Source organism: Limisphaerales bacterium, assembly GCA_014382585.1.
Lineage (GTDB): Bacteria > Verrucomicrobiota > Verrucomicrobiia > Limisphaerales > UBA1100 > JACNJL01.
The window spans coordinates 36,957-62,427 of record JACNJL010000022.1; the positions used below are offsets into that span (position 1 = coordinate 36,957).

A 25,471-nucleotide genomic window follows, 5' to 3' on the forward strand; every position below is an offset into this window, starting at 1 on the left:
CAACACGGGGAAAGGGTAGAGGTGGGAGGATCGATTATCAATGATCAAAGATTGCTCGATTCTTAAGTTTTGGTCATCAGTCGGCCTCATTTTGGGCATTGAAAAATGATCATTTTCCCTTCACTCTCCGGCTTCCTTTGGACTGGTGGACAAACAAAACTTATTTCTGCTGCGCTGTGACGTTGTACGGCATTGCAATGCTGTACTCTGTTTTCCTGTGGCGAAAGGGGTTTCGTCGGGATGACTGGGTGGTTTACGGCGTCCTTGCTGCGGGGCTTGTGTTGCACACGATTGCGATGGTGAAACGCGGTTTTTCATTTGAGCGCTGCCCGATCAACAATCTCTATGAGGCGACGGCGTTTATTATGTGGACAATTATCGCGGGCTATCTGGTGGCCGGCTTGTGGCAACGGTTTCGGTTTATCGGCGCGTTTGCTTCGCCGTTGTTGTTTGTGCTCGGCGTGTTTGCGTTGTTTCCGGATATGGATCCCAAACTGCCGGCAGGCGAGTATGAATTTTCCGGCGCGCTGAGTAGTCTGCACAAGGCGCTGCTGCTCTTGGCCTTTGGCGGCTTCGGCCTTAGCGCGGTGGGCGCAGCAATGTATTTAACTCAAGAACACGATTTGAAACTGCATCGCTTCCGCGCGATTCTCTCCAAGCTGCCGCCTCTGCAACGTCTCGAATCCGCGATGGCCAAGCTGCTTTGGGTGGCCTTTGGGCTGCTCACGGCGGGGCTCATAGCGAGCAGCGCGTATTTGCATCAAGCCAAACAAATTTGGTTCAGCACCGATCCCGAAATGATTTGGACTCTGGGCGTTTGGGTTTTTTATCTTGGCCTACTCATCGTGCAAGCGCGTCACACGCAAGGCGGCAAACGCTTCGCGTGGGGCGCGCTCGGCAGTTTTCTGGTTGTGATGCTTACTTTTTGGGGCGTGTACCTGTTGTCGCCACTCCATCAACCCCCCGCCTCGTAATGTCGATCGTTTGCCTTGGCCTAAATCATCGCACCGCGTCGGTTGACGTGCGGGAACAGTTTGCGTTGACGGAGGGAAAGCTGCCGGAAATGTTGACAACGGTGCGCGCGGAAACCAGCGCGGAAGAAGCAGTGATTCTTTCCACGTGCAATCGTGTGGAAATTTATGCGGCTACTGATGATCCGTCCGGCCATTTGCTCAATGAATTGCGCGCGTTTCTCATCGGTGATCGCGAACTTGACAACGATGTGTTTTATGAATTCACCGATGCGGAGGCGGTGGAGCATCTTTTCAAAGTTGCCAGTGGATTGGATTCAATGGTGCTGGGCGAAACGGAAATCCTTGGCCAACTCAAGGCGTCGTATCAACTCGCGCTCGAGCAAAAAGCCACCGGCGGTCGCTTAAATAAATCCTTCCAAAAAGCCTTCAATGCCGCCAAGCAAATCCGCACGGAAACCAACATCCAACGCGGTAGTGTCTCCGTGGCCAACGTGGCAGTGGAATTGGCAGGCAAGATTTTTGATCGGCTCGATGACCGCACTGTGATGGTGATTGGCGCGGGTGATACGAGTGAAAAAACCGCGCGCGCATTATTGAGCCGCGGTGCCCAGAGCGTGATCGTTTCCAATCGCTCCCCCGAACGCGCCGAGGCGTTGGCCACTGAGTTGGGCGGAAAAGCCGTTGGGTTTGAAAACTGGGAAAACGAATTCGCCGCGATTGATATTATCATCAGCAGCACCAGCGCGCCGCATTATGTGCTCGATCGCAAAAAGATCGAGCCCCTGCAACGCCTCCGCCAGCATCGGCCGCTGTTGTTGGTGGACATCGCGGTGCCGCGCGACATCGAGCCGGAAGTGAATTTTTTGGAGGACGTTTATCTGTATAACATCGACGACCTCCAAGCCATTGCCGACGATTATCTCCGCCTGCGTGAAGAGGAAATCGCCAAGTGCGATGGGATCGTGAAGGCCAAAGCCAAAGAATTATTGGACACGCTCAAAGTTCTGCCGGCATCTTGCCAACAGAATCCAGCGCGCTCTTCTGCCAGCAAGTTGTCGGCAGCACAAAGTTAATGCCTGAAGAACCCATCATCATCGCCACGCGCGGCAGCGCGCTGGCTCTTGCTCAAGCGCGATTAATTTTTGATCAATGCCGTTTGGCCTTCCCGCGCTTGCCGTTTGAAATCAAAATCATTAAAACCACCGGCGACAAAAAACAATCCGCTTCGCTCGCGCAAGCGGGTAAGTCGCTGCCAAAGGGATTGTTTACCAAAGAACTCGAAGTCGCGCTTGTGAAACAAAAAGCCGATCTCGCCGTGCACAGCCTCAAAGATTTGCCCACGGAATTGCCGGGCGGACTCACTCTCGGCGCTGTCAGCAAACGGGAGGACGTCCGTGATGTGTTGATTTACAAAAACAACGCGGGGTTCGACGGTCCCATACCGGAATTGGCCGAAGGCGCAGTCGTGGCCACCAGCAGCCCGCGCCGCAAAGCGCAACTGCTAGCTGCACGGCCGGATTTGTGCGTGAAAGCAATTCGGGGCAATCTTCCCACGCGATTGGAAAAGCTGGCCGACACCGAAGCAATGGCCGGAACCGTGCTTGCCGCAGCGGGTTTGAACCGGCTGGATTTTTCCATCACCGCCGGGAGCGCGCTCGAGGGGGATGCCGTTCCCGATGGGATTCGCGCCGTAGCGCTGGACACCCAGCTAATGCTGCCCTGCGTGGGGCAGGGTGCGATTGGAATTGAAATTCGCGCGGACGATGGCCGCATTGAAAAAATTTGTGAGCGGCTCAATCATTTCTATTCACACACCGCCGTGGCCGCCGAGCGCGCTTTCCTGCGCGGGATGGGCGGTGGCTGCAGCTCGCCCGTGGGTGCGGCGGCGACAGTTGATGGCACGCAATTGAGATTGCGCGCGGTTTCGTTTTTGAATGACACCGTGCAGCGCGCCGAACAAACCGGCGATGTGCACGAGCCCGAGGCGTTGGGCGTGGCGGTGGCCGCAGAACTACGCGGATGAGCGAGCTGGGCAAATTGCTCGAGTATCCGTGGCTGCCCATCGGCACTTTTTTTAATGCGCTGTGCATTTTCATCGGCGGCGTGGTGGGCCTGCGTTTGAGCCGTCAACTGACCGATGCCACGCAACGGCGCATTCGGAAATTTCTCGCGGTACTTACCGTACTTGCCGGTGGCTATATGATTTGCAACGGCCTCTACGGAGGTTGGCAATCGGCGGGGAGTGTTTGGAAATTTCTGTTGCTTGGGCTGATCACGTTGCTGGCAATTTCGTTTGGAAATTTATTTGGCACGTGGCTGAAGTTGCAGGAGCAAATGGATAAAATTGGCCAAGCGGCCAAGGATCGATTCGCCAAAATGGGCAACGAAGAATCGGCGAGCTTCAGTGATGGCTTTGTGACGTGCACAATTTTGTTTACCGTGGGGCCGATGTCCCTGCTGGGCGCGGTGGAAGATGGGCTCGGGAAAGTGCCGGCGATTCTGATTGTGAAATCGTTAATGGACGGCATCGCCACGCTTTGCTTCGCGCCGCGCTTTGGGGCGGGCGTGTTGCTTTCGATTGTGCCGTTGCTCGCGTATCAAGGCGCAGTCACACTGTTGGCTTCGAATATGGGATTCATCACCGACGAACCAGCGCTGCTCGCCAGCTTTAATCTCGTGGGCGGACTTTTGGTGCTCACGATTATGTTAGTGATTTTGGAAGTGCAAAAGGTGCCGTTGGCGAATTATCTGCCGGCGTTGGTCATTGGGCCGCTGCTGACTTGGTGGTGGGTGGTTTAAGGTGCGCCCGGAGAGCGCGCCCTACCTCGACTCCAAATCATCTCGCAACATTCGCCGACCGAAGGCGTTGTACGGATGTATTTTGTTGCCGTGCGCCAAAGGCAATCCTTCGGAAGCCCAGGCAAAAATAGCGCCTTCGAGGTTGAATACCTTAGTGTGGCCGAGTGCCCGCAGCCGTTGCGCCATTTTTGCGCTGCGATAACCGACGGCGCAGTAAACCACGATGGGTTGCCCGTTTGCGGGCAGGAGTTTTTGCAGTTCAGCTTCGGCCGTTTCCGGTGGCACCCGTTGGGCGTTTGGAAGGTGGCTCACGGCGAATTCATCTGCGCGGCGGATGTCCCACAGCAGGGGCGTGGTGCGATTGGCATCAGCGATCCACGCCGTTAACTTGGCAGGTGTGATGTGCGGGATGTCATCAAAATGCCAGCGGATGAATTTACGAGCGGCGGCAATTCCGTTGTTCGGCAGCCAGAGCCAAAAGGCGAGGCCGGTGGCCAGCGTGACCCCGATGATGATCCATCTAATGCGGCGCCAATTTCGTTTCGGTTTTAGGGCGTCACTTGCCACGGGCTTCTTTCACGACCGTCTTTGCTCCTTCGGTCACAAGGTCTTCAACATTTTCTTTCCAGCGATCAGCGGGAAGGCCATAGACAGCCATGGAAGATTGCCCTTCGTAGCCGCCTTCGGTGAGCACGCGCAAACTGGGGATATAAGCCATCACGTCATTGGCATAACTGGTGACCCACGTGCGGGCGCCAAATTGTTTTTTGAATTTGATGGAATAATCGACGACGACTTCGCCCCCCATCGTGAGCCACAGCAAATCGCCGACGCGCCAGCATTGGATGGGGTAGGGATATGTTTTGGGGAGGTTGCCGGTGGATTGTAGTTTGAGCATGCGTCCTGCCCAGCGTCCGCGGTAATGGGTTGGGTTCTTGGCGGCGGCGGCGAGTGCGGCAGGTGCGGGCAAGGCGCCGTACTCGAGCGGAATGGTTTGAATTCGAGTGGTGAGCTTTGGTTTTAGCGTTTCCATGTTTTGCAGGAGCACCTCCTCGACGGCGGCGGCGAGCATGTTGCCGTAGCGCTCGGCCTGATAAACTTCGCGGCGGGGCAGGGGATTGATATCCGCACCGCAGCCGGCGCTGAAGAGGGCGAGCGCATTGGGATGGCTTTTCTCAAGCGCGATTTGGGTGAAGCCGGAGTAGTCACCCGAAAATTTATAAAAACTCAGCACCGTGCTGTGGCAGGCGTAGCCGAAGACGACGGCCTTGAGTTCGAGTCCTTTGTAAACGGCGAGCACGGGCACGTCGTGATCGATCGGGCCTTTTAATGCATTGGCGGCAATGAGTTTGGGCACCATGCTGTACGGTTTGTTTTCGCGGCGGTTGACGCCAAAGCGGGTGATGCCGATGCCGTGCTTGAGTGTGACGGGTTCCAGATTTTTCAGCGCCTCGCCGGTGATGCGTACGATTTCGTTTTCCACCCGCGCGGAAAATTCCTCGATGCGCTTGATGCGTTCGGTGTTGAGTGGATAAATATCGTAAAGCCCCCCGCGCAACACCGGCCCGGTGTGCGTGTGCGAGGCGTTGAGCATAATTTGCGCCGGCGCGAGTTTGTGTTCTTTGGCAAGGCGCGCCTTGAGGTTGGCGTAAATGCTGCCGGTCATGCCGAGCGTGTCCGTGCCGATGATGATCGCGCGCTGGCCGGATGCATCCTCCAGCGCGAGCGCCTTCACCCAAAGCGGATGCAGTGCGCCTTCGCTCTCCTTCGAGCGCCCGCCATAGCCGGCCATCCAGATGGGTGTCTTCGGCGTGATGTCCGCCTTGGCGGTGCCGGCTTTCCAAGTTTCCGATGGAAGGGCAGCGGAGAGGGGGAGGGAAAGGGCAAGGAAGAGCAGGAGCCGGAGTGTGGTCATCCGAGGAGGGTAAATTTCAATGTACAATTATCAAGTCTCAAGAATCGTCCAAGTTTTAAGGATTAGAAATTGCCGCGCATAAAGGCATCAATGGCTTGCTTAAATAACCATCGCACCGCCGGACCAGTTTTCGAGAATCCACATAAGAACGATGAACGCCAAATAAATAACACCGACCGCGGTGCCCACGATGACAAGCAATGTGGCGACGATGGCCGCGATGGAGCCGCCGCCCAAAAGCACGGCCAGCATTCCGCCACTTCTGCGGGTGGCGGGTGCGGATGCTGGGGCGATCGTTGGAGCGGCAGCGAGGGTGGGCGGCAAGTCGTTATGGGCGGGGCTTGGCGCGGGTTGCGTGGTCGCGGGTGTGCGTGCTGTTCTGACTAATCCGATGATGCAATCGATGATGCCCCATACACCGGCGATGATGCCCAATGTGATGCCTGCCACCACGCCGGCGACAAATGCGCCCCAGTGCCAAAATAAAATCCCCGCTACGATGCCGCCCACGCCCAAACCCAGCGAGGCGATACCGATGTAAATGGAGGTGCTCAAGCGTTTGTGTATCGGCGCGGCGGCTTGCATCGGTTGCATTAGGACTGGCGGTTTGTTTTCCATTAGAAAACGTTATCAAATTTTGGCAGGAATCCATAATCGAAAAATATGGGGTGGCATTGATTCAGTCGATGATCACTGCAATGTTCATTGAGTCTTGAATCTGGCGCATACTTGCGGGCATAGTCTGCCCACCGGATTTTTATAAAATGGAAAACGTACGCATTGGCATTATTGGGTTAGGAAACATCGGGCAGATTCACGTCAACAATCTGCTGGAGGGCAGGGTGCCGCGCGGGGTGTTGACGGCAGTGGGGGATGCATTTCCCGCTAAATTGCCGGAGTATGCCGCGAAAGGGCTTAAGACGTTTGAGAGTGGCGAGGCGTTGATTGCCTCGGGCGAGATCGATGCCTTGATGGTTGCCACGCCGCATTTTCAGCACACCACGTTGGGCATCGCCGCGCTGGAGGCGGGCCTGCACGTGATGGTGGAAAAACCCATCTCGGCTCACAAAGCCGATGCCGAGCGGCTCATCGCCGCGGCGGATAAGCGGCCGGAGTTGAAATTTTCCGGGATGTTCCAAATGCGCGTGGAGCCGCGTTACCAAAAAATCCGCGAGCTGGTGCAGGGCGGCGAGCTCGGCGATTTGATTCGGGTGATTTGGATTATGACCGATTGGTTCCGCGCCGAGGCCTATTATCAAAGCAGCGATTGGCGCGCCACCTGGAAGGGCGAAGGCGGTGGCGTGTTGCTCAATCAATGCCTTCATCAACTTGACGCGTTGCAGTGGATTACCGGGATGCCCTCCAAAGTGCGCAGCCACGTGGGCATCGGCCGCCATCACGATATCGAGGTGGAAGACGACGTGACGTGCTACCTCGAATACGCCAATGGCGCGAGTGGCACCTTCATCACCTCCACCGGCGAAACGCCCGGCAGTAACCGATTTGAAATCGCCGGTACCAAGGGCCGCGTGTTGTTGGAGAACGACAAACTGATCGTCACCCGTAACGCCGTGCCGTCGGATGAATGGAGCAAGACTTCGAAAGTCGGATTCCAACAGCCCGAATCCACCGTGGAAGAAATCGCCATTCCGCCCGCCGAGGAACCGCACGCGATGCTTATCAGCAATCTCGTCAACGCCATCCTCGATGGCGAAGAACTCATCGCGCCGGGTGCAAGCGGCATCGGCTCGGTGGAGCTCGCCAACGTGATGGTCTACTCCGGCCTGATCAATGAGACCATCGACTTGCCAATGGACAGCGCCGCGTGGGAAACCAAACTCAACGATCTCATCGCCAGCTCCACCCACAAAAAGAAAACAGTTGAAGTTAGTAAAGAAGATTTCACGGCGTCATTTCGGCGTTAAATGTCAGAAATTTTAGAAAAGGATTTTTATGGAATTAATGGGAATCGCCGATGAAGGCGCAGTGACAATTGAGGGCCAGATTGAGGTGACTCAGGCACTGGGGTGGCGGTGGATCGAATCGCGCTTTGTGGAGGTGGAGGGATTTGAGAAGGGGTCGATTCACGAGATCCCGGATGCGGCGTTTGATGTGGTTGTCCAAAAACTCGAGGAATCGGGCGTTGGAATTTATGCGTTCGGATCGACGATTTGCAACTGGCAGAAGACCGTGGCGACGCCCTTCGAGGTGACGCTCGCCGAGGTGGATCGTGCCATCCCGCGCATGAAACGGCTCGGCACAAAATACGTGCGGATTATGTCATTCAAGCCCGACGATGATGCGGAAACCACCCCGCCGGAAGTGTTCGAGCGCGTGGGCGAAGTTACAAAACGTTTTCTCGGCGAAGGCCTGCAGCCGGTGCACGAGAATTGCATGAACCACGGTGGTATGAGCTGGCAACACGCGGAGGAATTGCTCGAAAAAGTGCCGGGCCTAAAATGGGTGTTCGACACCGCCAACCCCATTTTTAACGCCGACCGCCGTGGCGATCAACCGTGGGGGATGCAGTGCCCATGGGAATTCTGGGAGCATATGCGCGAGCACACGGCGCATATTCACATCAAGGATGCCGTAAAAACTGACGACGGCGAAACGTATCATTTCCCCGGCGAAGGCGATGGCCGCGTGCGGGATATTTTGAAGGATGCTTTCGCCAACGGCTACGACGGCGGCATCTCCATCGAGCCGCATATGACGGTGGTCTTCCACGACACCGACAGCGCTGCGCCTGAAAAAGCGATGGCCGACAACTACATCGAGTACGGCCGGCGCTTGGAAAAGCTCATCGAAGAAGTGCGGTGAGTCAACAGCATCTACAACAACGCCGCCGAGTCCCCATCCAAATACATCACACACTGAGATTGCGTGCGTAAATGTGAGGCGGGGCAAGCCGTGCTGATTGGCCCTTGGAGGGCATCCTTCACCGCTTGCGCTTTGCGGGTTTCGGGGCAGAGACACACCATTTTTTTCGCCTGACACAACGCCGGCACCGTAAGTGTCAGCGCGTATTGTGGCACGGAATCGAACGTTGGGAAATGCCCTTCGCCGTGTTGTTGTTTTCGGCAGCCGTCATCGAGCTGCACAATTTTCACAACCTCCGGATCATTGAGATCGGCCACCGGCGGGTCATTAAAAGCGATGTGGCCGTTCTCGCCCACGCCGAGGCAGCAGAGATCAACGGGCTGCGCGGCGAGCAAATCCGCGTAGCGGCGGCATTCCTTGAGCGGCTCGGGCGCGTCGCCGCAAATGTAATGAAACGCGGCGGGCTGCACCTTCTCTTCCACGCGCTCGCGCATATAACGGCGGAAGCTCGCGCTGTGATCGCCATTGAGCCCGAGATATTCGTCCATATGAAACAGCGTCACCTTGCTCCAATCCACCTCGCCGATAGCCACGAGTTTTTCCAGAAACTGAATCTGCGAATTGCCCGTCGCCAAGATGGCCGCGGCACTGCCTTGCGCATCAATCACGCCACAAAGATACTCGTTCACCTCCGCTGCGGCGGCTTTGGCCATTGAGTTTTCGCTGGCAAAAACACGCACATTGAGGGAGTCAACTTCAAATGATCGGATGGGTTCAGTGCTCATAAATGGTTGAACGGCAAAGCCTAACGCGCAGCAAAATTGGGTCAATACCAAAGGCCCGCTTTTGACTTTTGCGTGCGCATCTGATTCACTGCGCCGCCGATGAACACGCTGCGCCATACCGATGCCGGCTACGCCCGCAAGCTTGACCGCCTTTGTGCGGCGTCGAGTTTGTTTGATCCTAAAATCGAGGCCAGTGCGCGTGCCATCGTGGATCACGTGGCGGCCAAGGGCGATGCGGCGTTGATTGCGTTTGCCAAAAAATTCGATGGCGCTACGCTCACCGCCAAAACCTTGCGCGTGAGCGATGCGGAATTAGCGACTGCATCCCAATCCGTCACCGGCAAATTACGCGCTGCCATTAGTTTGGCCCACCGCAACATCTCGCAATTCCACAAACGTGGCCTACGAAAAAATTGGAGCGGACGCAACGCGCAGGGCGCGCGCGTGGGAGAAAAGTACGATCCTTTCGGGCGCGTAGGCATTTACATTCCAGGCGGCACTGCGCCTTTGATGTCCACCGCGTTGATGACCGTGACGCTCGCGAAAGTGGCCGGTTGCAAAGAGATCGTCGTGTGCACGCCGTGCGGCAAAGATGGCACGGTGAATCCGGGGCTGTTGCACGCGGCACAATTGGCGGGAGCCACGGAGATTTATCGCATCGGCGGCGCCCACGCCATCGCGGCGATGGCGCACGGGACGAAGACCCTCGCACCAGTGCAGAAAATTTTTGGCCCCGGCAATGCGTACGTGGTTGCCGCCAAGCGCTTGCTGGTGGGCCGCGTCTCCATCGATCTATTACCCGGGCCGAGTGAAGTATTGGTGTTGGCCGATGGCACGGCGAATCCGGCCTTTGCGGCGGCGGATATTTTGGCGCAAGCGGAACACGGCTCGGGGCACGAACGGTGTTGGCTTCTCAGCACTTCGGCGAAAGTCATTGGCGCAGTCAAAAAAGAAATCGCAAAGCAACTGCCGCAACGATCGCGCCGGGATTACATTCGCAAGGCGCTTGCGAAAAACGGTTGGCTCATTCAAGTGCAATCGCGGGCGGAAGCCATTGCGCTTGCCAATCGATTGGCGCCGGAACATTGCGAGGTGATGCTCAAAGATGCGGCGGCCGTTGCAAAACAAATCACCACTGCGGGCGCGTTATTTCTCGGTAATTTTTCGCCCACAGTCACGGGCGATTACGTGGCGGGCCCAAGCCACACGCTGCCCACGGGTGGGGCGGGGGCTTCATTTCCCGGGCTCACGGTGGATATGTTCCAACGCCGCACGAGTGTGGTGCAATTTACCCCGGCAGCCTTGCAAAAATCCATCGCGGCTATTGAACAATTCGCCGCCGTGGAAGGGTTGGATGCCCACGGGCGCTCGGCGTCGATTCGGTTGGATTGAAGAGTTTTTTTGACACGGATTACACGGATTCATTGTTGAGAAAAATCCCTGTTCATCCGTGAAATCCGTGTCTCTTTTTTATCGTCGTTTGTACCGATTGGCTTCGCGGCGGTTGTGCGTCTTCACAAAATGATTTCGGTCATTCATTACTCGCTGGATATCTTTAATGAATTGTTCGCAGCTTTGAGCCATTCCACCGAGGGAGATGACCGTGTCGCGTTCGGCAAGATCGTTGGTGATGGCGAGAGCTTCGCCGTAGGGTTTGAGGCGGTGGGCGGTGCGTTCGATGAGGTCGTCGGCGGTTTTGCCTTTGGTGGAGTAGATTATTTCCAAGCCTTGGGGGGCGGTTGGCTTGGGGGTGCCGGCGGGGGCGCCGCTGCCGTCAAAGAAAAGGGTGACGGGCGTGTGCGTGCTGTCGGCGTATTGGGTGAGCTCGGCGATGAGCGCATCGCGGGCGCGCGCAGTGTGGCGCGGCTCGCCGGGGGCAAGGTCGCGCCAAGCGTGCAGGAGACTGTAGCCGTCCACCAAAATGCGCACAATGGCCATGGCTGATTATACTGAAGGGGTGAGGGGGTGACAAGCGGTGGTGGAACGGTTAAACTTTGGGCATGCCGCTTTATGAATATGAGTTGTGTGAGGGGGATTGCAAGGTGTGTGGGGGACGATTTGAATTGCAGCGCCCGATGAAAACACCGGCGCTCAAGGAGTGCCCCGTGTGTCATAAGGCGGTGCGGAAGGTGTTTGGCGCGGTGTATATGCCCAAGCATATGAAGAAGATCAATGTGCGTGAGGCCACGAACAACGGCTTCACGGTGCTGAAAAAAACCAGCAAGGGCGAGTATGAGGTGCACAAACCGGACAAGGGAATCTGATGCCGACGCGTTTGCAGGTTTTGTTTTCCGGCCGGGTGCAGGGGATTGGTTTTCGCTACACGGTGAAGCAAACGGCGCTGGGATTTGAGGTGACCGGCTGGGTAAAAAATCTGGATGACGGTCGGGTGGAGCTCTTGGTGGAAGGGGACCGAGGTGAATTAGAGGCTTTTCAAAAGGCGATTCCCGAGGCAGGATTGCGCCGCTTCATCCGCGAAACGCAATCGGAATGGAGCGAAGGCACGGGCGAATTTCGTGGATTCGAAATCGCCCGCTGATGTTTCCGTATGAAATACGCGATCATATCAGACATCCACGGGAACCTCGAAGCGCTGAACACAGTGCTGGAGGACGCGGAGAAGCGTGGCTGCGAAAGTTTTGTGTGCGGCGGCGATGTCGTCGGATACAACGCCAATCCCAAGGAATGTATGGATATCGTGCGCGGGCTGAAGATGCCCTGCGTGATGGGTAACCACGATGAATACATCGGCCAGGATTGCGATCTTTCCGCCTTCAACCCCGTCGCCGCCGAAGCTGTGCTGTGGACGCGCAATCAACTCAGCGCAGAAGACCGCCAGTGGCTGTGCGAATTGCGTTACGTGCGGTTGGTCGATCACTTTTCCATCGTGCATGGCACCATGGATAGTCCGCGTTACTGGGGTTACGTACAGGACGCCGGGGATGCAGCGGCGAGTTTCACTTATCAAAGCACCGTGCTTTGTTTCCACGGGCACACGCACGTACCGCTGGTGTTCATTGATGACGGCATTGAAGTGGATGGCGGCACCTTTGAGCATCTCAAACTCGAAGTGGGCAAACGCTATTTTATCAACGTAGGCAGCGTCGGTCAGCCGCGCGATGGTGATCCGCGCGCGTCGTACTGCGTGTACGATGCCAAAAATGAAACGGTGGAACTCATTCGCATCAACTACGACATCGAGACCACCCAGAAAAAAATTCTCGCCGCCGGCTTGCCCGAGCGATTGGCCGAGCGTCTCAATTACGGGAAATAACACCCGTCGCCCATTTGAGACCGGCGTGAAACTGCTCATCCTTAAACCCAGCTCCCTCGGTGACATCATTCACGCGTTGCCCGTGCTTCGCCTCATCAAGCGTCAACGTCCCAACTGGCAGGTGCATTGGTGGATCGCCCAAAGTTTCGCACCACTTTTGCAAAGCGACCCCGACCTTGCCGCGGTGCATCCCTTTCAGCGTCGCGGCTGGGGCACACCCGCCGGATTAGCGCGCGGCGCGCAACAGCTCGGCCAACTTCACCGCGAGCGGTTTGATGTGGTATTGGACTTGCAAGGGCTTGCCCGCAGTGCAGCGTTCGGCTGGATCTCCCGGGCGGGATTCACCATTGGCTTGCATCAACATCGTGAAGGTGCCGCCGCTGCGTACGATATTTCTGTGGAACGCCCGAGCCCCCATGCGCACGCGGTCGATTGGTGCCGTGCCGTGCTTCCGCATTTGGGTTTGGAAAACCACGATGACTTCGAGTGGATGCCGCCCCGTGACGAACCACTTCCTGAGGGCTGCGACCCCGGCCGGCGTTGGCTCGCACTTTGTCCCGGCGCCCGATGGGACAATAAACGATGGCCCACCAAATCTTTTGAAACCCTCACGCGAAATTTATTGATGGAGCAGGGCGACCTTCGCGTGGTCGTGCTGGGCGGCGAAGAGGACTCAGAAATTGGCGCGCGCCTCGGCGCGATTGGCGCGCGGTGCGTCGATAAAACCGGCCAAACCACTTTACCCGAAATGGTGGAATGGATTCGCAGCAGCGAAGCAATGGTGACCAACGACACCGGTCCGATGCACGTGGCCGCTGCGTTGGGTAAGCCGGTGGTTGCCCTCTTTGGCCCCACCGATCCACGCCGCACCGGCCCCTATCATGCTCGCGGCACCGTGCTTCAAGCCACGGGCATGAACTGTGTGCCCTGCCTTTCGCGCAACTGCACGGCCATTCGCGAACGCGATTGTTTGCGCGGAATTGGAGCGCTGGAAGTGTCTGCTGTAGTTCAGAAACTTTTGGCTCACGGTGAATAACTTGGGCCGGAGGCAACCTGATTGGCCTTGAAAAACAGGCGCGATGGCCACACAGTTCCAACATGTGGAGGGGGTACCTATTTCTATTGGTGGGATGTTTTCTGTCCCAGAACGCGCACGCGCAATTATTGCAGGTGATGATGACCACCGATCGCAATAATTTCCTGCCCAATCAGGCCGTCGTCGTCAAGCTGGCGATCCGCAATGTGTCAGGTCAAAAAGTGATGTTGGCGGACGGGGTAGATTGGATCAAATTTTCAGCTCATGATGGCCGGGGCATCCCTGTGCTTCGCAATGGCAATCCGCCGCAGGGAAAATCCGTTTTGGTGGATAACGGAAAGAGCCACCTTTGGACGTTTCAAATGGCACCGATTTTTGATTTCAGCAAGCCGGGCGTATTCACCATCCATGCCCGCATCAAAATACGGCAGTTTAACAATCATATTTTGGATGTGCGGCCGATGAAATTTCAAGTGGTGGCCGGGGTGAAAATCGCCGAAATGCGGCGGGGCGTGGCACCGCGACAAGTAGGCCAGCCGCCCGATCTGCGCACCTACACTCTGCGAAGTACCCGCGTGCACGGGCGCACCCATATTTTTCTGCGCGTGGAAGGCACGCGAGGCAATGAAATGCGCATTTACAATGTGCTCGATCTCGGCCGGAAAGTGCCATTTGGAAAACCGCAAATGGAGATGGACCCCAAGGGCATCACGCACGTGTTCTTCCAGTTCTATGCCAAGAATTTCCGCTATTTTCAGGTGGATCCCGAAGGGCAATTACTGGTACGCCAAACTTACTTTTTCCAACAATATCCGCCGGCGTTGGTTCGGGATGATGATGGCCGAGTGGGGATCACTGGCGCACGACGTGAAATGATGGAAGATGATTTCCCCAAGATGCCCGATCGAAAGCGAAGCTCCATCGGCCGAAAACCTCCGCCGGAATTGTTATTGAAAAAGTGATTTCGAATCCGGAATGCTGCCCTGAAATTGTTTGACCAGAGCCGTGGCGCGGGCGATGTCCAGCCGGTTTTCGGTTCCCACGGGGCTGCGTAAACTCACTCGTACTGCGCCAATGATCACTCCGTTCTTATCCCGCAGAGGGAGGGTCACGGTGGCCACATCATTTTTACGGCCGTGGAAATTTTTGTTTAGATCCATCGCCTTGGCACAATCGGCGTGGGCGGGTTGGCCCACTTCAGCGGCGTTGAGGCTGCCGAGAATTTGCGGCGCTTGTTTAGGTGCGGGGCGTGCGACCAGTTGGAGAGACAACACGCGCTCATCCCCGCGGACCGCGCGGCGCAGTACATCGCCGTGGCGTTTGGCCAGCATCTCGGCTGGGTTGAGCAATTTGAGATGGGCGAACTCCGCCTTCGTATCCGAGCGCAGCCAAAGCGCAAATTGACCTTTACGGAAATCCGGCGTTTTTTTGGGGTCGTACGTAATGAACTGATTCCGTCCATTAAGCGACCAGGTGAGCGCGTTGCCTTTAGCTGAAAATTTGAGGTCATGCCAGCCACCCGGCGCGGGCAGGATCGCGTTGTCGCGCAGACCCTGAACCGCTTTGCCCTTTTCAAATACGGTCCAATACAGACGCGTGTCGTTTGGTTTCACCGCGAGCAAATAATAATTTTTGGCGTCCTGCGCGCGGAAGGCAATTCCGGCCACGGGCATGACCTTGCCGCCGATGATGCGAAAGCGCACTGAGCCACTGAAATCGTTCGGTGCCAGCGCATCGAGCATCACCAGTGTGTAATGATTCGAATCCTTGTCGCCGCCGGTGACTTCGATGAACCGTCCTTTTACATTGCCCACGCCATTGGCCGCTGGAATTTTGCCTTCGCGCACGATTGCCTTGCCGGCATTGCCTACGCCGGCGGCTTTGGCAGTGAACCCTTTGGGGGCTTTGCCGAGTTGTTGTTTGGCCATATCCAGCGCCGGATTCGCCGCGAACAACGCGGGAGCCAGCGCGGCCAGAATCAGTGTGGCGGTTTTCATGGGGAGAATTAGTAAATCATATCGGCCACCGTGCCGCCTGCGGGGATGAAGGGCAGCACGTGTTCGGTGTGTGGGGTGATGATGTCCAGCACGTAGGGTTCTTTGGAGGCCAGCATCCGGCGCAGGGCGGGGCGGAGATCTTTCTCGTACAGCACGCGCTCGCATTTTACGCCGAAGCCGGCGCAGATCGTGGGGTAATCGGGGTAGATCGTCTTGGGATCATCGGGGTTGCCGAGGTACGTGTGGCCGCGGTTGCTTTTGTAAAAACGATCTTCCCATTGCACCACCATCCCGAGGTGTTGATTGTTCAGGATGATTGCTTTGGCGGCGATCTTTTCGATTTTGGCGGTGGCGAGTTCCTGCACGTTCATTAGGAACGACCCATCGCCGTCGATGTCGATGACTTCCTTTTTCGGGAACGCCACCTTCGCGCCCATCGCGGCGGGGTAGCCGAAGCCCATTGAGCCGAGGCCGGCGCTGGTAAGGAGCTGGCGCGGGCGGGTGTAAACATAATGTTGGCCGCTCCACATTTGGTGTTGGCCCACGCCGGTGGTGATGATGGCGTCGCCTTTGGTGAGCTCGTAAAGCTCGGCGATGGCGTGCTGCGGAAGGATGATTTGATCCTCCTTGCCTTTGAGGCGGTCCTTGATGTGGTCGGAGGACATTTCCTCGCCGGTGATTTTGTAGCGCAGCGGGGCGCGTTGTTTCCATTCAGCGATCTGTTGATGCCACCGTTTGTAGCGCGCTTTGAGCGGGCGGCTCTTGACCATCTTCACCAACTTGCCCAGTGCGTATTTCACATCGCTGTGGATAGGGAGCTGGACTTTGCGGTTTTTGTTGTGCTCGGAGCGGTCGAGATCCACGTGAACGATGGTGCCGTGCTCGCAAAATTTTTCCACTTTACCGGTCACGCGATCGTCGAAGCGTACGCCAAAGGCGAGCAGTAAATCCGCGCCCTCGGCGATTTTACGGGTGTTGCCTTTGGCGTCCTTGCGCAGCTCGCCGCTGACAGCCCAGTTCGCGTAAGCCGCGCCGTGCATTCCAAGCCAGCGTAGCGAGAGCTTGTGGGTTTCGGGAAACGCACCCACGCCCATAATTGTTGTGGTGACCGGGATTTTTGTGGCCTCGACAAAGGCGCGAAGTTCCTTTGTGGCATTGCCAGTGATGACACCACCGCCGCAATAGAGCACCGGTCGCTCGGCTTTTTCGATGAGGCCGATGATTTCGTTTAGTTCAATATCATCCGCTTTCGGGCAGGCTTCGTAGCCGGGGATGTCAATGGATTCCGGCCAAACCGGTTGCGCGGTTTGTTGCTGGATATTTTTTGGGAAATCAATGACCACCGGGCCCGGCCGGCCGGTCGTCGCAATGTGAAACGCCTCCTTCACCACGCGCGGGATTTCGCGGATGTCAGTGATGAGATAGCTGTGCTTCACGACGCCGAGCGTCATGCCGTAAAAATCAGTTTCCTGAAACGCGCCTTTGCCGATCATTGCCTGCGGCACTTGGCCGGTGAGGGCGATCAGCGGCACGCTATCCATCCATGCATCGGCGAGGCCGGTCACCAAATTGGTTGCGCCCGGGCCGCTGGTGGCCATGCACACGCCGGCCTTGCCGGTGGCGCGGCCGTAACCGCCTGCGGCAAATGAGCCGCCCTGTTCGTGCCGCGGCAGGTACGTGCGAATCTGGCTGGACTTCGTCAGCGCCTGATGCAGCTCCATACTCGCGCCGCCGGGGTATGCAAAAATACTGTCCACTCCCTCGCGCTCCAGCGCGGCCACGAGGATTTCGCACCCCTTCATCGGCTGGCCCAGCTCGCGGCGTGCGGGTTTGGTTTTGGCGGCTTTCGGTTTGGTTTTGGTTGTCTTCGTTTTGCTCATTAACAATGTGTGTTGGCGGCTGGCTTCGGCGCAAGAAAAAGACCCGCGACCGTCTCCAGCCGGGGGTCCTTGTCGAAATTCATCCTAATCCCGACACGACTCCACGGGTTCGGAAAGTACAAGTACCTCCCAAAGGACGCCAAGCTGTACGGATAGGTTCAACATATTCGGGAGTGTTTTAGCAGGAAGTGCCGATGCGGTCAATCTTCCACTGTCGATCAGACCGGCTCCTGCTGCGTGAGGCAGTGGAATGCGCCGAGGCCCCAGACGAGGTCGGTGGCGTCGATCGGGATCACGGTGCGTGTGGGGAAACATTCCTGCAAAATGGCTTGGGCGCGGGCATCGTTGGCGTGGCGGAAGGTGGGGAGGAGCACGGCTTGGTTGCCGATGTAAAAATTGGCGTAGCTGGCGGGGAGGCGTTGGTTCTGGAAAATGACCGCCGGCGGCATCGGCAGCTCGATGACGCGCAAATTGGTTTGGCGCAGGCGTTCGAGGTTTGCTTGCAATGGGGCGTGGTTTTCGTCTTCGGGATTTTCTTCCACGGCGGTGACGACGGTGTGCGCATCCACAAAGCGGGTGAGGTCGTCGATGTGGCCGTCGGTGTCATCGCCGGCAATGCCTTCGCCCAGCCAAATGATTTCTGTCACGCCAAGATGATCGCGCAGGCGTTGCTCGATTTGCTCGCGGGTGAGGTTCGGGTTGCGGTTGGGATTTAGCAGGCAACTCTCGGTGGTGAGCAGAGTCCCCGCGCCGTTGACCTCGATGGAGCCGCCTTCGAGGACCATCTCCGGCGTGAAAATTTCCAACCCCCGCACAGCCGCAATGTGCGCGGGGATTTGGTGATCCAAATCATACGGCGGATATTTTTGGCCCCACGCATTGTAATCCCAATTGATGACGGCGGCGCGCGAGGTTTCGTTTTTCACAAACACCGGCCCGTGATCGCGGCACCACGGTTCGTAGGCGGGATGATGAAAAAATTCGACGTTAGCGTTCAGCGCGTCGTGGGTGTTCAGAATCGCCCGCGCCTCCGCCTCCATCGCGGCATCCCACACATTGATGAAAACATTTTCTCCCTCGGCTCCATCCGACAAGGCGCGGACCATCGCGGCGAATATCGGCGGGATGCGGTCGTAAATATCCGGAAAACTAATGCCCTCGCGGCGGGGCCATGTGAGCCACGTGCCGGTGTGCGGTTCCCACTCGGCCGGCATGCGAAAGCCGAGCTGGGCCGGTGTGTTCAGGGAAGATCCTCCTTCAGTGCGCTCGTCAGCAGTGCATACCATTGCTTGCGGCTGAGCTGCAATTCGGTGGCCGTGACCAATTCTCGGATTCGCTCGGGCTGCGTGCTGCCGACAATCGGCACGATGCCCGCCGGATGCCGCAGCAACCACGCGAGTGCCACTGCGCCGCGGCTCACGCCAAAATCGCGCGCCATTAAATCCAACCGCCGCCGTACTTTGGCGGGTTTGTAATTTTCCTGAGTCGGCAGCACGGATTTTTTCCCGTTGCCAAGATGGCCTCCCGCGAGCGGGCTCCACGCAAGTGGTGTAATGCCGCGTTCAAGGCATTGATCGAGCGTGCCATTTTCAAATGGGTCGAGGTGCATCAGGCTCGCCTCGATTTGATTCACCACCAGCGAATCCTTGAGCGCGCTTTGCAAACAACTCACTTGGGAGGGGTTAAAATTACTCACGCCAAAGTACTTCACCTTGCCGGATTTTTTTAACTTCGCAAATGCTTTGGCCAGTTCGGCGGGGTCCATCAGCCAATCCGGACGGTGGAGTTGATAAATATCAATGCAATCGATTCCCATCCGTTGCAGGGAATTGTCGCATGACCGCACGATGTATTCGGCGGAGAGATCGTAACGAAACGGCTCGTTGCTTTCGGGCACACGCACGCCGCATTTGGTGGCGATGACGGCGGATTTTTTCAGCGCTTTTGATTGCTTCAGCGCGAGCCCCATCAATTCTTCTGAAACGCCATCACAATAAATATCCGCCAAATCGAACAGCGTGTAGCCCGCTTCCTGTGCGGCGAGCAGCGATTTCACGCCCGCCTCGCGCGCCTTGGCTGTTACCTTGCGTGCGTCGCAATCACCGGCGATGCGCCAGCAGCCGTAAGCTAATGGAGAAATCTTGAGGGTAGTTTTACCAATACGGATAGGTTTCATTGGGTTGGGTGAGGCGAAGGTACGGCAAAGGAAAATTGTCGCAAGAAAAAATCACACGTGAATAGGCCGCGCTTGAATTGGCCTTCGCTTTGGGCACACTGCGCGACGTGAATGGCGGGGAAAACAAATGGCGCGATGGGGCGCTGGCGGCAGGCGCGGGCTTGGCGTGGGCGTGCGCGTTTCCGCCGCTCACCTATCTTCCTGCGGCTTGGCTCGCACCCGCGTTGCTGTTGGCCGCCACGCGGGCCGCGCCGGGGCGGGCCTTTCGCTTGGGGTTTGTGGCAGGCATCGCACATTTTTTTACCACGCTCGCGTGGGTGCTTTATATCCCGGTTGCGCCGGGAAACATGGCGGGTTGGCTGGCGTTGAGCACGTATTGCTCGGTGTATCCGGCGGCGTGGGCGGCGTTGTGTTGGTATTTGTTTCCGGGCGATTTGGAAAAACCGATTACCGAAGCGGTAGCGGATTTGTCGTTTTGCAAACGATTGCGCTGGGGTGTTTCTTGCGCGTTGGGGTGGGTGGCGCTCGAGTGTTTGCGCGGTTGGGTGATCACGGGGTTCCCGTGGAATTATTTGGGCGCGTCGCAGTTGGAATTCACGCGGCTCGCGATGCTCGCGCAATTCACCGGCGTGCTCGGCGTGTCGCTAGTGGTGGCGTGGGGGTCGGTGGGTGGATTGCTTTTAATATGGCGTTGGCGGAATGAAAAAAAGTTTGAGCCAATGATGCTCAAAGAATTGGCGGGGCCAGTCGTATTGCTGCTGGTGGCGGTGGGTTTGGGTAGCTTTGCTTTGGCGCAGCCATTGGGAGAGAAGCGTGATGAACTGAAAATCGCGCTCATCCAACCGAGCATTCCACAGACGGTTTTGTGGAATGTGTACGATAAACCCTCGCAGCACAAACGCTTCGCGCAGTTGATGGATCTTTCGGACATCGCGGTGGAGAAAAATCCGGACTTGCTCGTGTGGCCGGAAGCCTCGGTGCCGCCCTTGCGTTTACTGGATCCGGAAGTGGTGAACCCGCGTTTGCAAACGCTCGATGCGGCGTTGCGTGAGAAAAAAATCTGGCGCGTCTGGGGCGCGGATCGTTTTGAAAACAACACGCCGCTCAATAGCTCGGTGCTGATCGATCCCGATGGAAACGAGATTGCTTATTACAGTAAACAACACCTTGTGATGTTTGGCGAGTACGTGCCGTTTGGGGAGCAATTGCCTTTTTTAAAAAAGCTCGCGCCGGTGGGAAATTTTGCGCGCGGCAAAGGGCCGGAGGTTTTCGATATGGGCCGCGCAAAGATGTCGGTTATTATTTGTTTCGAGGACGTCGTGCCGCACCTCGCGCGCCGTGCAGTCACGCCGGAGGTGGATTTTTTGCTGAACCTCACCAACGACGGATGGTTCGGCCAAAGCCATCAGCAATGGCAGCACGCACGCTCCGCTGCGTGGCGCGCCATCGAGACGCGGCGTCCGCTCGTGCGTTGCACGAATAACGGGATCACCTGTTGGGTGGACGAGTACGGACGGTTCCATGGCGTGAAGCCGCCAGTGCATTCGCCGCGCGTGAATGTCGTGACCATTCCACTTCGCAAAGGCCCGCGCGTACCGACGGTTTACCAGCGTACCGGCGACTACCTGCCATGGGGAGCGGTGCTCGCCTGTGCGGTGTTGGTTCTTCTTCGCCGTAAAAATGGCTCGGCAATGGGCGCTAATCCAGTTAATTGAACCGCACAATGTTCGACACCGTACAAGCCCGACTCACCGAAACCGAAGCCCGATTGGCCAAGCTGCGGAGGTTTCTTTGACCTCCCCCAATGCGAGGCGCAATTAAAAGCGCTTGAGGAAAAAATGGCGGTCGATAGTTTTTGGGATAACCGCGAGGCGGCCCAGAAAGTGGTGGAAGAATGCTCCAGCCTGCGCAAACGCATCGAGCCACTGCGGTCTGCTGAGAAACAACTTGGTGACCTGCAACTGATGGTGGAGCTCGGCGCGGAAGAAAACGAAGCCACCCAAGCCACGCTCGCCGCCGAGATGGCGACCGATACCGAAAAATTTATCATCGGCCTTGATGCGCTTGAGTTGGCCGCGTTGCTCAGTGACCCCGCCGATCGTTGCAACTGCATTCTCACCATTAATGCCGGCGCGGGCGGCACGGAGAGTTGTGATTGGGCGGATATGCTTTTGCGAATGTACAAACGCTGGGCCGAGCGCCGCGATTGGAAAGTAGAAATCACGGATGTGACCGCCGGCGAAGTGGCGGGCATCAAGAGCGTCACGATGATTATTTCCGGCGAGAATGCTTTCGGCTATTGCAAGGCCGAGCGCGGCGTGCATCGGCTCGTGCGCATTTCGCCTTTTGATTCCAACAAACGCCGGCACACCAGTTTTGCCAGTGTGGATGTGATCGCTGAGATTGAAGCCGAAGGCGATATTGAAATCGACCCGTCAGACTTGCGGATTGATACCTTTCGCAGTGGCGGCAAGGGCGGCCAAAACGTCAACAAAGTGGAAAGCGCCGTGCGCATCACGCACTTGCCGACCGGTGTGGTGGCCGCCAGCCAAAACCAGCGCAGCCAACACCAAAATAAACACACGGCAATGAAGCTGCTGAGCGCGAAACTTTACGCCAAACGCGAGGACGAAATGAAATCGGAAATGGATCGGTTTTACAGCGACAAAGGCGCGATCGGTTGGGGAAACCAAATTCGTAGTTACGTGTTTCAGCCGTACCAAATGGTGAAAGATTTGCGCACCGGCATCCAAACCGGCAATGTGCAGGCGGTCATGGATGGCGAGCTGGATGAATTTGTGAGCGGCTGGTTGCAAGCCGGTTGTCCGACTCAACGCATGGCGGGAGCCGATGAAGAATGAGCATCCTCGATGAAATCGTAGCGCACAAACGCACTGAACTCGCGGCCTTGCCCGAAGCGGAGGTGACTCTGGAATCGTTGCGCGTGCAAGTGGCCAGGCGTGGTGGCGTGCGGGATTTTGCCGGCGCACTGGTGCGGCCGCGCGTGGGTGATGTGGGGCTCATTGCCGAAGTGAAAAAGGCGTCGCCCTCGGCGGGCATCATCCGCGAGGACTTTGATCCCGTGACCATTGCGCGCGAATACGAAGCGGCGGGCGCGAGTTGCCTTTCGGTGTTAACGGATGAAAAGTTTTTCCAGGGCTCGCCGGAATTTTTGAAACAAATCCGCTCGGCGGTGAACCTGCCGTTGTTGCGAAAAGATTTTGTCATCGACGAACGCCAAATCGCCGAAGCGATCGAATGGGGCGCGGATGCGGTGCTATTGATCGCGGCGATCCTCGATGACGCGCAGCTTGGACACTTTCACGCACTCGCCACGGCGGCGGGTTTGTCGGCGTTGGTGGAGGTGCACGACGACGATGAACTCGCCCGCGCGATGGCACTTAAGGCGCTGCTCATTGGCGTGAACAATCGTAACCTCAAAACATTTGAAGTGAACCTCAACACAACCGAAGCGCTCGCTGCGCGGATGGATTTGCGGCAAACGCTGCTCGTGGCCGAAAGTGGTATTCGATCGCGCGCGGATGTGGAGCGGCTCACCGCGTGCGGGGCGCGGGCGGTGCTGGTGGGGGAATCGCTGATGCGCGAGGATGACATCGGCGCGAAGATGCGCGAATTGGGAGGGCAACAATGAGTCAACCGTTGCGCGTTTTGATTATTGAAGATTCCGCGTTGGACGCGAAGGTGCTCGTGGGGTTGTTGCAAAATGGCGGTTATGAAATCGACAGCGAACGCGTGGAGACGGGCCCGGATTTTTCAGACGCTATCCAACGCCGACCGTGGGACATTATTTTGGCCGACTACAATTTGCCGGAATTCAACGGGCCCGAGGCATTGCTGCTGTTGCAACAGAGCGAACGCGACATTCCGTTCATCGTCATTTCCGGCGGCATTGGCGAAGACTTGGCGGTGCAGATTATGAAATCCGGCGCGCATGATTACCTAATGAAAGGCAATCTCGCGCGGCTGGTGCCGGCGGTGGAACGCGAGGTGCGCGAGGCTCGCGACCGCACCCGTCATCGCCAGGCTGAGACAGCCCTGCACGCGGCCAATGAACAGATGCGCATAGCACGCGAGATTCAGCAGCGGCTGTTTCCCGAGGAAGCGCCTCAACTGGATGGACTGGAACTGGCCGGGTTGACCGAAAGCGCGGAGCAAACGGGCGGCGACTATTACGATTTTGTGCCCATGGCCAACGGCGATTATGGGTTGGTGGTGGGCGATGTGACCGGGCACGGCATCGGGCCGGCGTTGTTAATGGCCGAGACACGGGCGTACCTGCGCATCTTGGCGGCGGATATGGATGACGTCGGCGAGATCCTCACACGCGCCAATCGCGTGCTCACTGAGGACACCGGTTCGGAACGATTTGTCACACTGCTCTTCGTGCGGCTCAGTCCCAAAACAGGCACGGTGCGCTACGCGAGTGCGGGGCATCCACCGGCGTTGTGGCTGGACGGCAGCGGGCATTTGAAACGCGAGCTCAAACGCACCGGCATCCCGCTCGGCATTCGGCCGGATACCGAGTACACCGTGAGTGAGGATTTCCCTCTGGAACCCGGTGATCTGCTGGCGTTGATGACCGATGGCGTTGAGGAATCCACCTCTGAAGATGGCGAGATGTTTGGCAAAGAACGAATCGTGCAGACGCTGGGCACTCATCAGGTGGAAAGTGCCGCGGAGATCGTGGCGGGCCTGCATGAGGCCGGCCGATCGCATGAGGCGGCCGACCACCAGCCGGACGACTTCACCACCATTGTGTTGAAAGTGGCCCACTGAAAAGGGTTGTCATTCTCTCACCGACCGCTAGGATGCGGCTCCTTTCCGGACGGACCGTAGCGCAGCCTGGTTAGCGCGCCACACTGGGGGTGTGGAGGTCGGGAGTTCGAATCTCCCCGGTCCGACCATTTTTCTAGCTAGTTTTTTGATTTTTTTCGTTTTCAACCGTTACCGTTGCGTTCTTTCGGCTATATCCTTGCCAACTCGTAATCGCTGATTACGAAAAAACATGTCCCATAAGCGAACAGAACCACCCCTGAAATCAGCAAGCTTCTGAAATTAGAAAAATTGCAACCTTAGCCCAGAACAGAGGACACAGGAAACCAACTAAATACACAAAATGAACCAAGTATTGATTACCGCTGCCTTTATGTTCCTTTTTCACTTTCCATCTACGTTGATGGCAGAGTTTAAGGTCGAGTCAGACAAAGAAAATGTGGTCTCTAGCCGACTTGAGGGTCGATGGCAATTCAATGAGGCCATTAGCTCCAGACTTAGAACCAGACTTCCCCTCAATCGGGATAGAGCCATGGAATTTCATGCAGATGACAAGGTTGTCGCAAAGATACCTGACAAGTATGGGAAGTTTCTGAAGAGAAAAACGATTTACATGGCGGGGATCATGAAGTCAGGAAAAAATGATTACCCATTTATTCTCACCGAACACAAAGGTAATCCGCACATAGTCATTTTTCGTGAACGGGATGGCGATCCATTGGGTGACGCCGAATCCTTTAACGTGATGCTTGCTGTCGCGGAGAATACTTCAAACGATCTGCTTTTTATAGGCGGTGATTTTAACAACCAGCCATTCTATGCTCTTGAGCGTGCAGAGACGCCCGAAGGTGATTCCCAACCAGGGCATGGAGCCGTCGAATGACGGCACGGTTGATGTTAGAATCATGCTATGTATCATCATACCTTGTTTGGCAACACTCGCATTAGTTGATTATGGTTCACCCTTTTTCTTTTTTAGGTTTCAACCGTAACCAATCCACTCACCGCGGTATATAAC

General features: G+C 56.8%; 26 protein-coding genes and 1 tRNA gene. 18 read left to right on the forward strand and 9 right to left on the reverse strand.

What is annotated here, in order from left to right:
• Positions 1-197 precede the first annotated feature (197 nt).
• Genes ccsA through H8E27_02405 form a run of 4 tightly spaced genes read left to right on the forward strand, consistent with a single transcriptional unit; the run spans position 198 to position 3,773 of the window.
• The gene (ccsA, locus tag H8E27_02390) at positions 198-974 is read left to right on the forward strand and encodes a cytochrome c biogenesis protein CcsA (protein ID MBC8324462.1); all 777 of its coding nucleotides are present in this window, start codon (positions 198-200) and stop codon (positions 972-974) included.
• Complete coding sequence (locus H8E27_02395) at positions 974-2,047, forward strand: glutamyl-tRNA reductase (GenBank protein ID MBC8324463.1); 1,074 nt, start codon at positions 974-976, stop codon at positions 2,045-2,047. Before ccsA ends, H8E27_02395 begins: the two co-directional genes overlap by 1 nt.
• Positions 2,047-2,997, forward strand: coding sequence for a hydroxymethylbilane synthase (hemC, locus tag H8E27_02400; protein MBC8324464.1), 951 nt, complete (start codon positions 2,047-2,049; stop codon positions 2,995-2,997). The genes H8E27_02395 and hemC overlap by 1 nt, the downstream gene beginning before the upstream one ends.
• Positions 2,994-3,773: a DUF554 domain-containing protein gene (locus H8E27_02405; protein MBC8324465.1), complete on the forward strand. Its 780-nt coding sequence runs from the start codon at positions 2,994-2,996 to the stop codon at positions 3,771-3,773. The genes hemC and H8E27_02405 overlap by 4 nt, the downstream gene beginning before the upstream one ends.
• Before the next feature lie 21 nt (positions 3,774-3,794).
• On the opposite strand, the gene H8E27_02410 is transcribed toward H8E27_02405, so the two are convergent.
• From H8E27_02410 to H8E27_02420, 3 genes are all read right to left on the reverse strand, one after another.
• Positions 3,795-4,340: a rhodanese-like domain-containing protein gene (locus tag H8E27_02410; protein MBC8324466.1), complete on the reverse strand. Its 546-nt coding sequence runs from the start codon at positions 4,338-4,340 to the stop codon at positions 3,795-3,797.
• A complete protein-coding gene (locus tag H8E27_02415; GenBank protein MBC8324467.1) occupies positions 4,330-5,688 on the reverse strand; it encodes a neutral/alkaline non-lysosomal ceramidase N-terminal domain-containing protein in 1,359 nt (452 codons plus the stop codon). The genes H8E27_02410 and H8E27_02415 overlap by 11 nt, the downstream gene beginning before the upstream one ends.
• A 99-nt stretch (positions 5,689-5,787) precedes the next feature.
• Positions 5,788-6,306 carry a hypothetical protein gene (locus H8E27_02420; protein ID MBC8324468.1) on the reverse strand — a complete coding sequence of 173 codons (519 nt, stop codon included), beginning with the start codon at positions 6,304-6,306 and terminating at the stop codon, positions 5,788-5,790.
• Positions 6,307-6,452: 146 nt separating this feature from the next.
• Between H8E27_02420 and H8E27_02425 the strand changes: the two genes are divergently transcribed.
• Together H8E27_02425 and H8E27_02430 are read left to right on the forward strand one after the other, a co-directional pair.
• Positions 6,453-7,613, forward strand: a complete 1,161-nt coding sequence (locus H8E27_02425; protein MBC8324469.1) for a Gfo/Idh/MocA family oxidoreductase — start codon at positions 6,453-6,455, stop codon at positions 7,611-7,613.
• A gap of 28 nt (positions 7,614-7,641) precedes the next feature.
• Complete coding sequence (locus H8E27_02430; GenBank protein ID MBC8324470.1) at positions 7,642-8,511, forward strand: TIM barrel protein; 870 nt, start codon at positions 7,642-7,644, stop codon at positions 8,509-8,511.
• Positions 8,512-8,522: 11 nt separating this feature from the next.
• On the opposite strand, the gene H8E27_02435 is transcribed toward H8E27_02430, so the two are convergent.
• Positions 8,523-9,296, reverse strand: coding sequence for a glucosamine-6-phosphate deaminase (locus H8E27_02435; protein ID MBC8324471.1), 774 nt, complete (start codon positions 9,294-9,296; stop codon positions 8,523-8,525).
• A 99-nt stretch (positions 9,297-9,395) separates the two neighbouring features.
• On the opposite strand from H8E27_02435, the gene hisD reads away from it, so the two are divergent.
• Positions 9,396-10,688, forward strand: a complete 1,293-nt coding sequence (hisD, locus tag H8E27_02440) for a histidinol dehydrogenase (protein MBC8324472.1) — start codon at positions 9,396-9,398, stop codon at positions 10,686-10,688.
• Positions 10,689-10,766: 78 nt separating this feature from the next.
• Here the strand turns inward: hisD and H8E27_02445 are convergent, their stop codons facing one another.
• Entirely contained in the window at positions 10,767-11,234 is a 468-nt protein-coding gene (locus tag H8E27_02445) for an NYN domain-containing protein (protein ID MBC8324473.1), read from the reverse strand.
• 62 nt (positions 11,235-11,296) lie between these two features.
• Between H8E27_02445 and H8E27_02450 the strand changes: the two genes are divergently transcribed.
• The 5 genes from H8E27_02450 to H8E27_02470 all read left to right on the forward strand — a co-directional run bounded on the left by H8E27_02450 (position 11,297) and on the right by H8E27_02470 (position 14,568).
• Positions 11,297-11,560, forward strand: a complete 264-nt coding sequence (locus H8E27_02450) for a zinc ribbon domain-containing protein (protein MBC8324474.1) — start codon at positions 11,297-11,299, stop codon at positions 11,558-11,560.
• The gene (locus H8E27_02455; protein ID MBC8324475.1) at positions 11,560-11,835 is read left to right on the forward strand and encodes an acylphosphatase; all 276 of its coding nucleotides are present in this window, start codon (positions 11,560-11,562) and stop codon (positions 11,833-11,835) included. Before H8E27_02450 ends, H8E27_02455 begins: the two co-directional genes overlap by 1 nt.
• A 9-nt stretch (positions 11,836-11,844) precedes the next feature.
• Positions 11,845-12,570: a metallophosphoesterase family protein gene (locus tag H8E27_02460; GenBank protein MBC8324476.1), complete on the forward strand. Its 726-nt coding sequence runs from the start codon at positions 11,845-11,847 to the stop codon at positions 12,568-12,570.
• A 25-nt stretch (positions 12,571-12,595) separates the two neighbouring features.
• On the forward strand, positions 12,596-13,606 hold the full coding sequence (locus tag H8E27_02465; GenBank protein ID MBC8324477.1) for a glycosyltransferase family 9 protein: 1,011 nt from the start codon (positions 12,596-12,598) through the stop codon (positions 13,604-13,606).
• 137 nt (positions 13,607-13,743) lie between these two features.
• On the forward strand, positions 13,744-14,568 hold the full coding sequence (locus tag H8E27_02470) for a hypothetical protein (protein ID MBC8324478.1): 825 nt from the start codon (positions 13,744-13,746) through the stop codon (positions 14,566-14,568).
• On the opposite strand, the gene H8E27_02475 is transcribed toward H8E27_02470, so the two are convergent.
• From H8E27_02475 to H8E27_02490, 4 genes are all read right to left on the reverse strand, one after another.
• A complete protein-coding gene (locus H8E27_02475; protein ID MBC8324479.1) occupies positions 14,554-15,603 on the reverse strand; it encodes a hypothetical protein in 1,050 nt (349 codons plus the stop codon). The two genes, H8E27_02470 and H8E27_02475, sit on opposite strands and share 15 nt — an antisense overlap.
• 8 nt (positions 15,604-15,611) lie before the next feature.
• The gene (gene ilvB, locus H8E27_02480) at positions 15,612-17,405 is read right to left on the reverse strand and encodes a biosynthetic-type acetolactate synthase large subunit (GenBank protein MBC8324480.1); all 1,794 of its coding nucleotides are present in this window, start codon (positions 17,403-17,405) and stop codon (positions 15,612-15,614) included.
• Positions 17,406-17,701: 296 nt separating this feature from the next.
• Entirely contained in the window at positions 17,702-18,697 is a 996-nt protein-coding gene (locus H8E27_02485) for an agmatine deiminase family protein (protein ID MBC8324481.1), read from the reverse strand.
• Between the two features lie 26 nt (positions 18,698-18,723).
• On the reverse strand, positions 18,724-19,659 hold the full coding sequence (locus tag H8E27_02490; protein ID MBC8324482.1) for an aldo/keto reductase: 936 nt from the start codon (positions 19,657-19,659) through the stop codon (positions 18,724-18,726).
• Between the two features lie 89 nt (positions 19,660-19,748).
• On the opposite strand from H8E27_02490, the gene lnt reads away from it, so the two are divergent.
• From lnt to H8E27_02520, 6 genes are all read left to right on the forward strand, one after another.
• Complete coding sequence (gene lnt, locus H8E27_02495) at positions 19,749-21,374, forward strand: apolipoprotein N-acyltransferase (protein ID MBC8324483.1); 1,626 nt, start codon at positions 19,749-19,751, stop codon at positions 21,372-21,374.
• Between the two features lie 8 nt (positions 21,375-21,382).
• Positions 21,383-22,520, forward strand: a protein-coding gene (gene prfB / locus H8E27_02500; GenBank protein MBC8324484.1) for a peptide chain release factor 2 whose coding sequence is annotated in 2 segments (ribosomal slippage) — positions 21,383-21,430 and positions 21,432-22,520 — 1,137 coding nt in all. Because the reading frame shifts where the segments join, the coding sequence is not laid out codon by codon here.
• Complete coding sequence (gene trpC / locus H8E27_02505; protein ID MBC8324485.1) at positions 22,517-23,311, forward strand: indole-3-glycerol phosphate synthase TrpC; 795 nt, start codon at positions 22,517-22,519, stop codon at positions 23,309-23,311. The genes prfB and trpC overlap by 4 nt, the downstream gene beginning before the upstream one ends.
• Before the next feature lie 8 nt (positions 23,312-23,319).
• Entirely contained in the window at positions 23,320-24,456 is a 1,137-nt protein-coding gene (locus H8E27_02510; GenBank protein ID MBC8324486.1) for a fused response regulator/phosphatase, read from the forward strand.
• Between the two features lie 50 nt (positions 24,457-24,506).
• Positions 24,507-24,584: transfer RNA gene (locus H8E27_02515), tRNA-Pro, on the forward strand.
• Positions 24,585-24,796: 212 nt separating this feature from the next.
• Entirely contained in the window at positions 24,797-25,336 is a 540-nt protein-coding gene (locus tag H8E27_02520) for a hypothetical protein (GenBank protein ID MBC8324487.1), read from the forward strand.
• Positions 25,337-25,471: the final 135 nt, after the last annotated feature.